This window comes from Bradyrhizobium sp. 17 (genome assembly GCF_023073515.1).
Classification (GTDB): domain Bacteria; phylum Pseudomonadota; class Alphaproteobacteria; order Rhizobiales; family Xanthobacteraceae; genus Bradyrhizobium; species Bradyrhizobium canariense_D.
Map to the genome: position 1 here is coordinate 102874 of NZ_JADPJQ010000105.1, position 13575 is coordinate 116448.

The 13575-nt window shown below is 60.2% G+C and carries 16 protein-coding genes; 13 read left to right on the top strand and 3 right to left on the bottom strand.

The window, feature by feature from the left end; genetic code table 11:
- The first annotated feature begins 10 nt into the window (after nucleotides 1-10).
- The 5 genes from IVB13_RS19455 (at nucleotide 11) to IVB13_RS19475 (ending at nucleotide 4355) form a co-directional block, all read left to right on the top strand.
- Nucleotides 11-526 carry a heme-binding protein gene (locus IVB13_RS19455; RefSeq protein ID WP_085352286.1) on the top strand — a complete coding sequence of 172 codons (516 nt, stop codon included), beginning with the start codon at nucleotides 11-13 and terminating at the stop codon, nucleotides 524-526.
- Between the two features lie 285 nt (nucleotides 527-811).
- Nucleotides 812-1177: a hypothetical protein gene (locus IVB13_RS19460; protein ID WP_198959269.1), complete on the top strand. Its 366-nt coding sequence runs from the start codon at nucleotides 812-814 to the stop codon at nucleotides 1175-1177.
- A gap of 131 nt (nucleotides 1178-1308) precedes the next feature.
- Entirely contained in the window at nucleotides 1309-3270 is a 1962-nt protein-coding gene (locus IVB13_RS19465; protein ID WP_085352288.1) for a PAS domain-containing sensor histidine kinase, read from the top strand.
- A 236-nt stretch (nucleotides 3271-3506) separates the two neighbouring features.
- The gene (locus tag IVB13_RS19470) at nucleotides 3507-3695 is read left to right on the top strand and encodes a hypothetical protein (RefSeq protein ID WP_085352289.1); all 189 of its coding nucleotides are present in this window, start codon (nucleotides 3507-3509) and stop codon (nucleotides 3693-3695) included.
- A 264-nt stretch (nucleotides 3696-3959) separates the two neighbouring features.
- Nucleotides 3960-4355: a response regulator gene (locus IVB13_RS19475; protein WP_247490086.1), complete on the top strand. Its 396-nt coding sequence runs from the start codon at nucleotides 3960-3962 to the stop codon at nucleotides 4353-4355.
- Nucleotides 4356-4391: 36 nt separating this feature from the next.
- Here IVB13_RS19475 and IVB13_RS19480 read toward each other — a convergent pair whose 3' ends face one another.
- The 3 genes from IVB13_RS19480 to IVB13_RS19490 all read right to left on the bottom strand — a co-directional run bounded on the left by IVB13_RS19480 (nucleotide 4392) and on the right by IVB13_RS19490 (nucleotide 6159).
- Nucleotides 4392-4586 carry a hypothetical protein gene (locus tag IVB13_RS19480; RefSeq protein WP_026233604.1) on the bottom strand — a complete coding sequence of 65 codons (195 nt, stop codon included), beginning with the start codon at nucleotides 4584-4586 and terminating at the stop codon, nucleotides 4392-4394.
- Nucleotides 4587-5244: 658 nt separating this feature from the next.
- Nucleotides 5245-5658, bottom strand: a complete 414-nt coding sequence (gene rnk, locus IVB13_RS19485) for a nucleoside diphosphate kinase regulator (RefSeq protein WP_039800433.1) — start codon at nucleotides 5656-5658, stop codon at nucleotides 5245-5247.
- A 9-nt stretch (nucleotides 5659-5667) separates the two neighbouring features.
- Entirely contained in the window at nucleotides 5668-6159 is a 492-nt protein-coding gene (locus tag IVB13_RS19490; protein ID WP_018458525.1) for a GreA/GreB family elongation factor, read from the bottom strand.
- Nucleotides 6160-6637: 478 nt separating this feature from the next.
- On the opposite strand from IVB13_RS19490, the gene IVB13_RS19495 reads away from it, so the two are divergent.
- The 8 genes from IVB13_RS19495 to IVB13_RS19530 all read left to right on the top strand — a co-directional run bounded on the left by IVB13_RS19495 (nucleotide 6638) and on the right by IVB13_RS19530 (nucleotide 13546).
- Nucleotides 6638-6793, top strand: coding sequence for a hypothetical protein (locus IVB13_RS19495; protein WP_247455573.1), 156 nt, complete (start codon nucleotides 6638-6640; stop codon nucleotides 6791-6793).
- A 163-nt stretch (nucleotides 6794-6956) separates the two neighbouring features.
- The gene (locus IVB13_RS19500) at nucleotides 6957-9878 is read left to right on the top strand and encodes a monovalent cation/H+ antiporter subunit A (protein ID WP_018458527.1); all 2922 of its coding nucleotides are present in this window, start codon (nucleotides 6957-6959) and stop codon (nucleotides 9876-9878) included.
- Nucleotides 9878-10219 (top strand): Na+/H+ antiporter subunit C, encoded by a 342-nt coding sequence (locus tag IVB13_RS19505; RefSeq protein ID WP_018458528.1) that lies wholly within the window; start codon nucleotides 9878-9880, stop codon nucleotides 10217-10219. Before IVB13_RS19500 ends, IVB13_RS19505 begins: the two co-directional genes overlap by 1 nt.
- A complete protein-coding gene (locus tag IVB13_RS19510) occupies nucleotides 10216-11847 on the top strand; it encodes a monovalent cation/H+ antiporter subunit D (RefSeq protein WP_018458529.1) in 1632 nt (543 codons plus the stop codon). Before IVB13_RS19505 ends, IVB13_RS19510 begins: the two co-directional genes overlap by 4 nt.
- Nucleotides 11844-12332, top strand: a complete 489-nt coding sequence (locus IVB13_RS19515; RefSeq protein WP_085352293.1) for a Na+/H+ antiporter subunit E — start codon at nucleotides 11844-11846, stop codon at nucleotides 12330-12332. The genes IVB13_RS19510 and IVB13_RS19515 overlap by 4 nt, the downstream gene beginning before the upstream one ends.
- The gene (locus tag IVB13_RS19520) at nucleotides 12329-12610 is read left to right on the top strand and encodes a K+/H+ antiporter subunit F (RefSeq protein ID WP_085352294.1); all 282 of its coding nucleotides are present in this window, start codon (nucleotides 12329-12331) and stop codon (nucleotides 12608-12610) included. Before IVB13_RS19515 ends, IVB13_RS19520 begins: the two co-directional genes overlap by 4 nt.
- Nucleotides 12607-12957: a monovalent cation/H(+) antiporter subunit G gene (gene mnhG, locus IVB13_RS19525; RefSeq protein ID WP_247490088.1), complete on the top strand. Its 351-nt coding sequence runs from the start codon at nucleotides 12607-12609 to the stop codon at nucleotides 12955-12957. Before IVB13_RS19520 ends, mnhG begins: the two co-directional genes overlap by 4 nt.
- Nucleotides 12958-13372: 415 nt before the next feature.
- Nucleotides 13373-13546 (top strand): hypothetical protein, encoded by a 174-nt coding sequence (locus tag IVB13_RS19530; protein WP_247490090.1) that lies wholly within the window; start codon nucleotides 13373-13375, stop codon nucleotides 13544-13546.
- Nucleotides 13547-13575: the final 29 nt, after the last annotated feature.

Below are 13575 nucleotides of genomic sequence, written 5' to 3' on the forward strand. Positions count from 1 at the left end.
TTGGTCACCTATGCCGGAGATTGCCGTGAACGTTCGATGCCTGTCGGTCGCGACGGCCCTGCTGATTGCGTCCATCTGCCCACTGCGGGCGGAGGAAGGTCTGGTCGCCTACAAATCGCTCGGTCCGGAATTGGCGCTCGATCTTGCGCGCGCTGCGTTGGCGAACTGCCGCACCCGTGGATACCAGGTTGCAGTTGCCGTCGTCGATCGCTTCGGCGTCACGCAAGTGATGTTGCGCGATCGCTTTGCAGGCCCTCACACGCCCTCGACGGCAGCAGGCAAGGCGTGGACAGCAGCCTCGTTCAAGACCAGCACGTCCGAGCTGAATGCGATCAGCCAGCCGGGGATGATGCAGGCGGGCATTCGCAACCTTCCCGGAGCGGTCGTCATCGCCGGAGGACTGATCGTTGAAGCCGGCGGCTCCCTGGTCGGAGCGGTCGGCGTGTCCGGCGCGCCGGGCGGTGACGCGGACGAAGCGTGCGCGAAAGCCGGAATTGATGCCATACGCGACAAGCTGGACTTCTGAGAAGACGTCAAGATCGCGGTCAAAAAGTCCTTCGGCCTTTCACGAGCCTGGCGGCCGTCTGATCCACAGGGACAAGCAGACGCGCCGCCTTCGCACGCGCAGGTGTGGGGCGCTCACCGACAGGAATCGACAATATCCGATTTGTCGCGCCAACCTGAGAAGTAACACCGTCGAGCTTCCCCAACGATTGTTCTCGATAAGCCGATGTCCGCGAGAAGCCGGTCATCCAGTTCGAGAAGCTCGTCGTATTGGCGGCGCCGTGTGATGCCGTCCAGCAGCGCGAGCGTGAGTTTCCAGAACCATCCAGGGCTTGGAGAAGGAACGAAGGCTGCGCTGGATGTGCCGATTGAGCCAGTGGTGCTGTCGCAAGACATGTTTCACCTCCATAATGGAGCGAAACAACGCTTGGCTCGAAAGCTGGTCGGGCGGTTGTGTTTGACCCGATGGCTTTTTCTATCATGCTCGTCTCTGCCGCACAAGCGATCCGCTGATATGGAAGCTGGAGGCGTCGCTGGAGTGCCGGTCATGCCGAAAGGGACGTTCGGCGCCGCCCGTCCACTGGATCAAGCTGACCGCAACGCGGAGCATCACACCCTGCAAATGAGTGTATCCGACCGAGGAGCACTGATCGGAGCGCCGCCTGATGGTTGAGACCCTCGCTCCCTCACTGGTACAACTGAGATCCAGATCCCGACAGAGGCATGCAACGCACCAAGCAGCACCACGGAACAATAAAAAGACTTCGCGGTTAAACGGTTTCCCCCGACACCGGAGTCGACCATTTGCAAGCCCATCAGTCAAAACTTGACGGGATCGACGATACTGCGCGCCTTCAACTGCTCATTGACGCAATCGTTGATTACGCCATCTACATGATCGACCTCGACGGCACAGTCCGCAGCTGGAACTCCGGTGCCCAGCGGTTGAAGGGCTACTCGCCCGACGAAATCATCGGCAAGTCGTTCGCATCCTTCTATACGCCAGATGATCGCGCCAATGGGCTTCCAGAGCGCGCCTTGAGCGTCGCAGCACGAGAAGGCCGCTTCAGTGCCGAAGGATGGAGAGTCCGCAAGGACGGAAGCCGTTTCTGGGCATCGGTCATCATCGATGCCGTCCGCAATCAAGCCGGCGAAGTGATCGGCTTCGCCAAGGTCACGCGAGATGTTACCGAACGTCAGGAAGCCCATGAAGAGCTTCTCAATAGTGAGCGGCGCTATCGCCAGCTAATCGAGGCCGTGGTCGATTACGCGATCTTTCAGCTCGACCCACTGGGCAACGTGACAACCTGGAATCCCGGAGCAGAGCGGATCAAGGGCTACGCGCCGCCGGAGATCATCGGTCAGCATTTTAGCGCTTTTTACACGCCCGAAGACATCGAACTCGGTGTGCCCAAGCGTGCGCTTTCAGAGGCGGCGGAGCATGGTCGCTTCGAGGCGGAAGGCTGGCGCCTGCGAAAAGACGGCTCCCGCTTCTGGGCATCCGTCATCATCGATCGCATCACGGACGAGGCCGGAAACATTGTCGGGTTCGCCAAAGTCACGCGCGACGTTACGGACCGGAAGCGCGCCGAGGACGAGCTCAAGCACGTTCAGGAGCAACTCGCCGCATCCCAAAAGCTGGAAGCGGTGGGGCAACTCAGCGGTGGCATCGCGCACGACTTCAACAATCTGCTCATGATCGTCCTTGGCAATCTCGAAACAGCTGAGCGGCACGCCAAGGCGCCCGGAGCCAATCTGAACCGGGCGCTCGCAAACGCGAAGCGCGGCGCACAGAGAGCCGCGGCGTTAACCAGTCGCTTGTTGGCATTTTCGCGCCGACAAGCGCTCGATCCCAAGCCAATCAACGTAAACAACTACGTCAATGGCCTGCAGGAATTCCTTCAGCGCACGCTCGGAGAGCGCATCGAAGTCCAGACCGTCGGAAGTGCGGGTCTTTGGGAAATCGAAGCCGACGCCAATCATCTGGAGTCAGCCATCGTCAACCTGGCAATCAACGCTCGTGACGCCATGCCCGACGGCGGAAAGCTGACTTTGGAAGCAGCCAACATCTCCGCCGACGATGATTACTGCCGGCTCAATCCTGAACTGGCGCCCGGTCAGTACGTCGCCATTTGCGTGACTGACACCGGAGGCGGAATGTCGCGGGACGTTCTCAGTCACGCTTTTGAGCCCTTCTTTACGACAAAGGAGCCGGGCCACGGCACCGGCCTTGGCCTGAGCCAGGTCTACGGCTTCGTCAAGCAATCCGGAGGCCACGCAAAAATCTACAGCGAGGTGGGGCAGGGCACCACCATCAAGATGTACTTTCCGCGCTTCTCCGGAAGCACACGGCCCGAAGAAATCGCACCTGAGGAAATTGCCGAGGGTGAGCTATCCGAGACCGTTCTCGTCGTCGAGGACGATGAGGATCTGCGCGTCTATATTTCTGACGTCCTGCGGGATCTCAACTATCGCGTCCTCTCGGCCCGCAGCGCTCAGGCCGCTCTGACCATTCTCCTGCAAGACGATTCGAAGGTGGACCTTCTTCTCACTGACGTGGTCATGCCGGGGATCAATGGTCGCGAGCTCGGCAGGCGCGCGCATCAAATTAGACCGGGACTGAAGATCCTGTACATGACGGGCTATTCGCGTAATGCCGTGGTCCATCAGGGAAGGCTTGATGAAGGTGTCAACCTGCTGGAGAAGCCAATCTCGCAAGCAAAACTGGCGCTGAAGGTGCGAGAGATTCTGGATCAGTTTGAATGACCAGGGTCTGACCAGCGGTACTATCCTGACCGCTGGCCGGCGGCGGCCACCGTAGCACCCGTCCGTTCTCTGGGCCTTAGCCGTTATCCCTTCCCTGACTGCCTGGTGCCTCAACGGGCACCAGGATTCCCATACTGCGCTCATCCTGAGGGAGTGGATCGGTAGCCGGACTTCCCCGCTTGACCTTTTTTCGCGCCGTGAGATTTTTAAGGGTCCGAAAAAAGCCGGGGGCGGCGATGAAACTGTTGAACGAATACCTGGAGCGTGCCGTCAGTCTGGAGAAATTGGCGGCGGGCGAGCAGGATTCGACCTTCAAAACTCAGCTGTTGAACCAGGCGGCGGCTTACAGAAAGCTGGCGGCAAAGCGCGCCTTGGAATACGGACTGCCGCCACCAAGCCCGCCAGAAGACCCGCCGCAGCCCTGAGAGAGTTAAAAGATCGATCTGGATCAGGGCCGCCTGCGGCCGTGCGGCTGGTCAGCGAGGGCGACGAGGCCCGGTGGCGCATCCTCCAAGAGTATGTCGCGGGCTTTCGCGAATTGATCGGGAAGTTGCGCAAGAAGCTGCACTCCTGAAGTCGAGCTGACATCCGTTGGGCGGGGGACCCTTGCTCCCTGTGTTCAAAATGGAACATAACTCTTTATCGCGAGTTCCTTCCCGATCGCACAGCGGGGTGCGCAGGGGGCCAGCATGCAAGGGACGGGAGTTACTATCCTCGTCGTCAAAGACGAACAGCTTATCCGCGACATGGTGGCCGACGCATTGTCAGATGGCGGCTTTGAAGCCGAAGTCGCCGTCAGCGGGGAGGATGCAGTTAGTCTTCTGCAGGGCAACCAAACCAAGTATCGCGCACTCGTTACCGATATAAATTTGTTCGGAAAGCTCGATGGCTGGCAAGTCGGCCATCGCGCCAGGGAGCTAAATCCGGACATCTCTGTGATTTACATGACAGGCGCGGCGGCCGATCAATGGCCCGCCCACGGCGTGCCCAACAGCATCTTGCTGACCAAGCCATTTGCACCTGCGCAAATCGTGACCGCCGTAGCTCAACTTCTGAATACCGGAACTCCGCCCGCTCAGTCCTGAGGGGAGTGGACGAAGCCTTCTCCGACCGAGGCAGCCTTAGTTCTTCGTCAAGGGCTTGGGCGGCTCTTCGGCCATGGCCTCGACATCAATGGCAGGAAGCTCGCCAGTGCGGTCTTTCAGGTCTGCCGCACGCTGGACCAAGCCAGCAGCGACCGTGGGATTTTTTGTTGTTTTTGCCATGCGCAGCAATGCCGCTGCGGCCTCACGGGCGAACTGATTTAAGCGCGACACGGTTGGACATCCGACACTTAGCCGACGTGGAATGATTCAAGGGTCGAATATTCGTTCCGAATTCGGCTTAAAAATGCGCGCACGACACAAGAAGGGCTTCAGCTCGGGGCTGGGCCAGCTGAGGTCCTTCGTGTGTCGGCACCACGTTATTGGAGCGCGGTTCCGAATGATGCCCAACTAAAGAGGTGGTTCTTGGTTCCCGGTTATCAGCCCAAATTTCGAGAAAAAAACGGGCCCCAGCTCGCGGGGCTATTGGGGGGCATGGAGCTGGGGGCCACTCGGGGTCGCCCTTGGGGAAGGGCATCGGGAAAACTTGGCAATCGCAGGAATGTTCCTGTCTTTTCCAAAGAGCGAGTGTGTAGATCAACCGCACGGCCGCGACTTGAGACGTCCTCGTGAAGGACTTCATGACCCCCTGAGCCCCGGTCCTCCGGGGACACACCGCGTTGCAAACTCGCTATGATGGATCGAAGCCGCGCAGAGTCGTTGGGCGACCAGTCCTGCAATAGTGAGAGGCGCGGTGATCCACAGCGCTACGAAACCAAGGCGTGTGCGCTGTCGAATTCATACGAAAGGGCCAGATCCGGGCGCGACGCCCCCGGGACTACGCGCCCACATCGCAAGACGGCGATGCTCGGTCTGACTTAACGTACGTGCCTTATTCGGACACAGCGAGAACGGTCAGGCCCCTGGTGCGCTTGTGGGGCGTCTCGAAGTCGATCCGCTGCCCCGGCGATAGGCCGATCAAAGCCGCTCCAACAGGCGTCAGGACCGAAATCCGACTGAGCTCGATGTTTGCCTCATGCGGATAGACCAGCACGATCTCTCGGCTCGCACCCGTCTCGTCATCGCGATAGGTCACTTTCGATCCCATCCTGATCACGCCTCGCAAGTTGTTCTCGTCCGTCACCGTGGCACGTTCCATCTCTCGAGCCAGAAAATGGGCCACTCGCGGAAACAGATCCATGCTCGAATTGGCCAAGGAACTGAGGCGCCGTGATTCGTCCTCAGTAATCTTGATCGGCGGCAACGCCGACTGTTCTCGCCGGCTCTCAGCTTCGAAATTGCGCATTGGTCGCTCCTATGCTGCAGTTGGTCCGGGGTCGTCATCGAACGGGTTGCCTGACCGCGTCGGCCCTCTCCGGAAGAATGGGACGACCTTTGAATCCGATGGGGTCAGGCTTTGGACCCTGACGACATTCAGACATCCGGCGACGAAGTACGGCATCTGATCGCCGACCCGCAGTCCGATCAAAGCTGTACCCAGCGGGGTCAACACCGAAATGCAGGCGGGATCCGACCAGCACTCCTCGGGCCAGACCAGTTGCACGGTGCGACGCGGAACGCCCCAATTCGTGCAATGGGTGACCCATGATCCGATCGTCACGAAAGGACGGACGTTGTCCGTTTCGTCCGCGACGATATCGGCGCGGTTGATTTCGCCCATGAGGAATATCCCGTCCAAATCTCCTTTTTGGACGGCGAGGCGGGCGAGCTGTTCGAGCCGCGGATAGTCTGATGAGGTCAGTGCGATTTTCGGAAGAGGCAGCACGGCGCACTCCTTCTGCTTCAAGACGACCTCTCGAGTGGAGGTCACGAAAGCTGGAAAAGAGCCCGGACGGCGCGAACACCGTCCGGCTAACCGCCTGCTTGGAGGCGGCCGGCGTGAAGAGCAAAACGCGCGGTGCGCGCATCAATGTCGATGTCATAAGCCATGTTGCTCTGACTATAGTGGTTCATTTCCCTGGAAACATTGCGACGAAACCGCACAGCACCTGTACACGCGAAGTATCGAGAGGAGACAAGGAGCGTCATTGAAGTGAGACATCGAACAATCACGCGGGTCTACCCAGCTGCGCAAGAACGTGCGTCGAAGATTACATCGCGTGGGATGGACAGGCTGACGTTGCTGCAGGCGAACGCTCTTGTCGCACCGGTAGGCCCCGGGCGGCGGTTTGACGTGAATGTGAGCCGTAGTTCTACAGAACCATTATTATAGTCGGCATCGATCGCTTGCACCTGGCGATGGAACACTGAACGGGCGCCATGACATGCGATACCGCTTCGAGGTCAGCCCAGCTGAGGACACCGAGCCGGTCGAGATGAGTGGCTGGCGGGGGATCGCGCTCTGCGGATTCTACGCGTTGCTGGGCGCTCTCGCCGCCGTCGTTGCCGCCGCGACTGGCACCCTTCCACACTGGATCTGAACCGCTCGATCGCGGAGCCAGTGTCCGCGGGAATGGCGGTTTCCGGCCAAACCATCACAATGGCGCTAAAATCTAGCAGTGGAGATATCGATCCGCCTCGGCTAAGCAATTGAGGATCGGCGAAAGCATCTCTCCACCTCGCAGCCTGGGGCAATGAACGCAAATGTTCCTGCTTGCCGTTCTCGTCCTTCCTTTCGCGGGAAGCTTTATTGCGGCACTCTTGCGGGTCAATGCACGCAACGCTGAGGCATGGCTCGCTGGAGCGGTCGCACTTACAGCTTTTTGCCTCATCGGCGCGGCTTATCCGAACGTGACGAATGGTGGCGTTGTCGGGTGGCGAACGGACTGGGTCGCTGAACTTGGACTCGCATTTGTGCTGAGGCTTGACGGGTTCGCATGGGCCTTCGCCATGCTGATCACCGGCATCGGTTTTCTGGTGGTGCTGTATGCCCGGTACTACATGTCACCCAGTGATCCCGTTCCGCGGTTCTTCTCCCTGCTGCTCGCCTTCATGGGAGCAATGCTGGGAATCGTGCTCTCCGGCAACCTGCTCCAACTGGTTTTTTTCTGGGAGCTGACCAGTCTCTTTTCATTCCTGCTGATCAGTTACTGGCACCACAACGCGGCGGCGAGAGACGGCGCGCGGATGGCGCTGGTGATCACGTCGACGGGTGGGCTTTGCCTCTTCGCCGGCGTGCTGCTCATCGGGCACATCGTCGGCAGCTATGACCTGGAGCAGGTGCTGGCTTCCGGAAACGCGATCCGTTCGCACGCGCTTTATGTCCCCGCACTCGTTCTGATCCTTCTCGGCGCTCTCACAAAAAGCGCCCAGTTCCCGTTTCATTTCTGGCTGCCGCACGCGATGGCCGCTCCAACTCCCGTTTCAGCTTATCTCCATTCGGCAACAATGGTGAAGGCCGGAGTGTTCCTTCTAGTGCGGCTCTGGCCGGCAATGGGTGGAACGAATGAATGGCTGTGGCTGGTGGGCTCGATCGGCCTGATCACGTTTTTTCTGGGCGCCTTTCTCGCCGTGTTCCAGCAGGATCTGAAGGGGCTATTGGCCTACTCGACGATCAGCCATCTCGGATTGATCACGCTTTTGACCGGACTCGATACCCCATTCGGACAGATCGCGGCGATTTTCCATATCATGAACCACGCGACCTTCAAGGCATCGCTGTTCATGGCGGCCGGCATCATCGATCACGAAACCGGCACGCGCGACATCCGCCGCCTTAGCGGGCTATGGGCCTTCATGCCGATTACGGCGACGCTGGCCATGGTGGCTGCCGCGGCAATGGCGGGAGTGCCGTTGCTGAATGGTTTTCTGTCGAAGGAAATGTTTTTTGCCGAGACGATCGAGGTCCATGACAATTCCCTCGTCGATCAGGCGCTGCCGTACATCGTCACTCTCGCCAGCACGTTCACGGTTGCCTATTCGCTGCGCTTCATTCGCGACGTGTTCTTCGGCCCGGCTCCAACCGGCTTGCCACGCGTTCCACATGAGCCGCCCCTGTTGATGCGACTTCCGGCCGAACTGCTCGTGCTGGCATGCCTCATCGTCGGTGTCGCGCCGGCTCTCACAGTGGCGCCGATCCTCGATACGGCTGCCCGGGCGGTTCTCGGCTCCGCGATGCCGGAGTACAGCCTTCGTCTCTGGCACGGAATTACGCCTGAACTTCTGATGAGCATCGTAGCGATGGCCGGTGGGTTGGGCGTCTACGTCATGCTGCGCTCCTACCTGCTCGCGCATGAGGGACCGCCCTTGCTCGGTCGCATCAATGGCAAGCGGATCTTTGACTGGGTGTTGGTGACATTGTCCTGGCGGTTTGCGCGATGGCTCGCCACCAATCTCGGCACGAGGCGTCTCCAACCACAATTGAGACTGTTGGCTGGCGTGGCGTTCGTCGCTGCCCTGCTGCCCCTCTACGCCCGCGGCCTCTCGCTGACGGGACCGTCAAGGAGGGAATTCGACCTCGTCTTTGGACTACTCTGGGTGGTGGGCGTTGGCTGCGCGGTGGCGGCCGCGGTCCAGGCCAAATTTCATCGGGTGGTGGCGCTGATACTGCTCGGGACCGCGGGTCTCGTCACCTGCGTCAGCTTCGTCTGGTTATCCGCTCCCGATGTCGCGCTGACGCAGATCGTCGTTGAGACGGTTACGACGGTTCTCCTGTTGCTCGGCTTGCGGTGGCTGCCGAAACGCATCGCGCGACCAGGCCCGGCAGAGGCGCCCGACAGCATTCGGTGGCACCGCGTTCGCGATTTCTCCATCGCGCTCCTCGCCGGGCTCGGTTTGGGCACGCTTGCGCTGGCGGCCATGCAGCTCCCGGACAACCACAGCATTTCGCGATACTTCGTGGAAAACGCCTACACGAAGGGGGGCGGAACCAACGTGGTGAACGTCATCCTGGTGGATTTTCGCGGGTTCGATACGCTCGGCGAGATCACCGTGCTTGCGGTCGTCGCACTGACCGTCTTTGCGCTTTTGCGCCGTTTCCGTCCGGCCCCCGAAAGCATTCCCGTTCCCGAACAGCAGCATGCCCAGGATGCCCACGACGAGGCTCATCCCGATCGACAGAAGGGCGACACTGCCAAAGACACGCTTGCTACCGCGGCATTGATGATGGGGCTGCTGTTTCCCGTGATCGGCGTCGTGGCCATTTTCCTTCTCTTGCGCGGGCACGACCTTCCGGGCGGCGGCTTCATCGCCGGCATCGCCATGGCAACAGCATTCATCCTGCAGTATATGGCTCGCGGCACGGTGTGGGTGGAAGCTCGTCTTCACGTCATGCCGGTGCGTTGGATGGGTTTCGGCCTCTTGCTGGCAGGGTGTGCGGGAGCTGCCGCCTGCGTTTTCGGACACCCCTTCCTGACCTCGTACTTTGCATATGCCGAACTGCCTCTGCTCGGTCGCGTCCCCACGGCCAGCGCTCTTCTCTTCGATATCGGTGTGTTCTCGCTCGTCGTCGGCGCCACGGTATTGATGCTCATCGCAATCGCGCATCAATCGCTGCGTCGCTATGGCGTGCCGCTCCAGGCGGGGCAACGCGCGCACGATGAGCGAGCGAAAGAGGAGTTGGTGTAATGGAGCTTAGCCTGGCCATCGGCATAGGTGCGCTTACGGCGTCCGGAGTGTGGCTGATCCTCAGGCCGCGCACGTTTCAAGTCATCATCGGGCTTTCGTTGCTCTCTTACGCCGTCAATCTCTTCATCGTGGCCATGGGACGGGTGCGGACGGGAGCGCCGGTGCTGATCGCAAAGGAGATCGGGGATGCAACGAAACATGCTGACCCGCTACCACAGGCGCTCGTACTGACTGCAATCGTCATCAGTTTTGCGACGACGGCGTTGTTCCTTGTCGTTCTCCTCGCGTCGCGCGGCCTGGCTCGCACCGATCACGTCGATGGTCAGGAGCCCGAGGCGTGAGCGGAATCGCAAATCTCGTCGTTGCGCCTATCGTCCTGCCCCTGCTTGCCGGCGCAGGCATGCTGCTCTTGAATGGAGAGCGGCACCGCAACATCGTGGCTGCGGTCAATGTCGCCGCAACGGTTGCACTCGTTTGCGTCGCGGTGATCTTGCTCGGAATGTCTGATTCGGGTCACCCCGGAATCAGGGAAGTCTATCGCCTGGGCGATTGGCCTGCTCCGTTCGGAATTGTCCTCGTTCTCGATCGGCTCTCCGCGCTCATGCTGCTCCTGACCAGCATCCTGGCGTTGGCGTCGGTTGTGTTCTCTCTTGCCCGTTGGCACCGGACAGGCGCGCATTTTCATCCGCTCTTTCAATTTCTGTTGATGGGCCTCAATGGTGCCTTCCTGACCGGCGATCTCTTCAACCTGTTTGTCTTCTTCGAGTTGTTGCTGGCCGCTTCGTACGGACTTCTGCTGCATGGTTCCGGTCTTGCACGGGTGAAGGCCGGGTTGCACTACATCGTCGTGAATCTGGTCGCGTCTCTATTGTTCCTGATCGGGGTCAGCCTGATCTATGGCGTCACCGGGACGCTCAATATGGCGGACCTCTCGGCGCGGATACCTGCAATCGCTGCGGAGAGCCGCGGTTTGCTCGAAGCAGGCGCCGGCATGCTGGCCGTGGCCTTCCTGCTCAAGGCCGGCATGTGGCCTCTGTGTTTCTGGCTGCCGACGGCCTACGCATCTGCGAGTCCACCGGTGGCGTCGATCTTTGCGATCATGACCAAGGTCGGCGTATATATCATCCTGCGTCTATCGCTGTTGCTTTTCGGTGAGGGCAGCGGCGCGTCAGCGGGCTTCGGCAGTGACTGGCTGTTGTGGGGCGGGGTGGCGACGATCGCCTTCGGAGCAATCGGCACATTGGCATCCCAGGACACCGCCCGTCTCGGCGGCTTTTCGGTGCTCGTATCCTCCGGAACCGTGCTGGCAGCCACCGGGACCGGGCAAGTCAGTGTCGCCGGCGGAGCACTGTTTTACCTGGTCAGCTCGACTCTCGGCATCAGCGCGTTCTTCCTTCTGGCCGAACTCATCGAGCGCGGCCGCGAACCCGGAGCTGACGTGATCGCCGTCACGCGAGAAGCTTACGGAGAAGACCACGGTGCGGACGATACCGAAGAGGAAGTCGGCATGGCCATTGTGGCCACGATGGGATTGCTCGGCGTCGCCTTTATCGGATGCGCCCTGGTCATCGCCGGGCTTCCGCCGCTGTCGGGGTTCATAGCCAAATTCGCGCTGCTGACGGCGGCGCTTCATCCTTCAGACATGCATCCGGGCGGTGCCGTTCCCGGCAGTGGATGGGCGCTCCTGTTGGCGCTCCTCGTGTCCAGTTTTGCGGCGTTGGTCGCGCTGACCCGAGCAGGTATCCGCTCCTTCTGGGCCTCGCCAGATCGCACCGTGCCGCGTGTGCGCCTGATCGAAATGGCGCCCATCATGTTCCTGTTGATCATTTGCGCGACCCAGACAGTGCTCGCCGGTCCGGTGATGCGTTTCATGCAGGCAACGGCGCAATCGCTGCACGCCCCGGCGGGCTACGTCAGCGACGTCCTGGAGATCAGCGTCCAAGGCAGCCGAAAGGCGGGTGGCGAATGACGCGATTCCTGCCCTTTCCGCGGGTGAGCTTCTGTCTTCTCGCATTGTGGCTGCTGCTCAATCAAGCAGTCACGGTCGGACATGTCCTCCTCGGTTGTGTGATCGCGCTCGTCGGCGGGCGGATCCTCACCGTGCTGGAGCTGCCAAGCACGCACGTCAGGCGACCCGGCGTCCTTCTCCGCCTGTTGGGATTGGTAGCGATTGATATCATCCGCTCCAACTTGGCGGTTGGCCAGATCATTCTCGGCTTTGGGCGCCGGCAGCGAAAATCCGGGTTCGTGAACATTCCGCTCGATATGCGCAATCCCTACGGACTGGCCATGTTGGCTTGCATCATCACCTCGACGCCCGGAACGTTGTGGGTGAATTTCGATGCCCAGAAGGGCTTGTTGATGATCCATGTTCTCGACCTGGTCGATGAAGCCGAGTGGATCCGCACGATCAAGCAGCGCTACGAACGCCATCTGCTGGAGATATTCGAATGAGCCAGCTCTTGCTGATCTACGCGCTTGTCGCCGCGCAGGTACTTCTGGTGTTGGCTATCGGCTGTGGCGCGGTTCGCATCTTTCGGGGGCCGCGAGCACAGGATCGCGTTCTGGGCTTCGACACGGTGTCCGTGAACGCGATGTTGTTGCTTCTGACGTTCGGGATTCGATCCGGCGAAACGCTCTATTTCGAGGCGGCTCTGGCCATGGCCCTCTTCGGTTTTGTTGGTACGGTTGCGCTAGCGAAGTTTCTGCTGCGCGGCGAGGTGATGGAATGAACAGCATCGAACACCTGCCGCCCTGGGCTGCGGCTCTCACGGCATTTCTCCTTCTTGTCGGCGCCGCCGCCACACTGGTCGGTTCGCTGGGCCTTTTGCGGTTCGGCACATTCTACGAGCGCGTCCACGCGCCGACGCTCGGGACAACGCTGGGCACCGTATTCATTGCAGCTGCTTCAATCGTTTGCTTTTCGGTACTTCAGAGCAGGCCCGTGCTGCACGAACTCCTGATCATCGGGCTTGGCGTGGTAACCACGCCTATTGCGCTGACCGTATTGGTGGGCGCAGCGCGATTTCGCGATACCGCCGAAAAGAGTGCGCAAGTTCGCGGACCAGAGGGCAATTAGCGCGAGACGCGCGATTTTTTGCGGCAGGTTCCTTGATCGGCCAGTCGGCCAATCCAGGCCAAATGTCGCATTTGATTTCCTGCATCGCATGCCCACCTCTAAGTACATGATGCATGACGCTGAGTAGTAGGCGAGTTCGCCGAAGTCTTTGCATGTTGGCCGCCTGATCGGAGGCAATCAGCCCCGAACTCAGTCCATGCCGCGTTCGCGAGGGCTGGAAGCTCGGTGCCCGGCAGAGCAGAGCAATGCACATGCCGCTCGCAAGCGAGCCGCACCGCAAACAGAGGCAGTGATGACTACAACGCTACGACGCCGGATTTATAGGACCCAGCTGCAGATCCGCCGGTAACCCGGACGATTCAGATCGTCCGGGATGGTACCTCAACATTTCTGCAACCAAAGCCGGGAGTTTCTCATGTCGGTGTTCTTCGCGCTGCTCGTCCTGACCTCATGGGCATGTTCATCTGGATTTCAGATCCCGATGGCTTCCGCGAGGCATTCGCTCGCCGCCGAGCGCCAATTCCTCACGATCCTAAAAGGTGACGTTGGGAGGTTCACCTCCGTCACCGCGTACAACAGTTGCTTATGAGCGAGAAAGATATCGTGCGCCGCATGTTC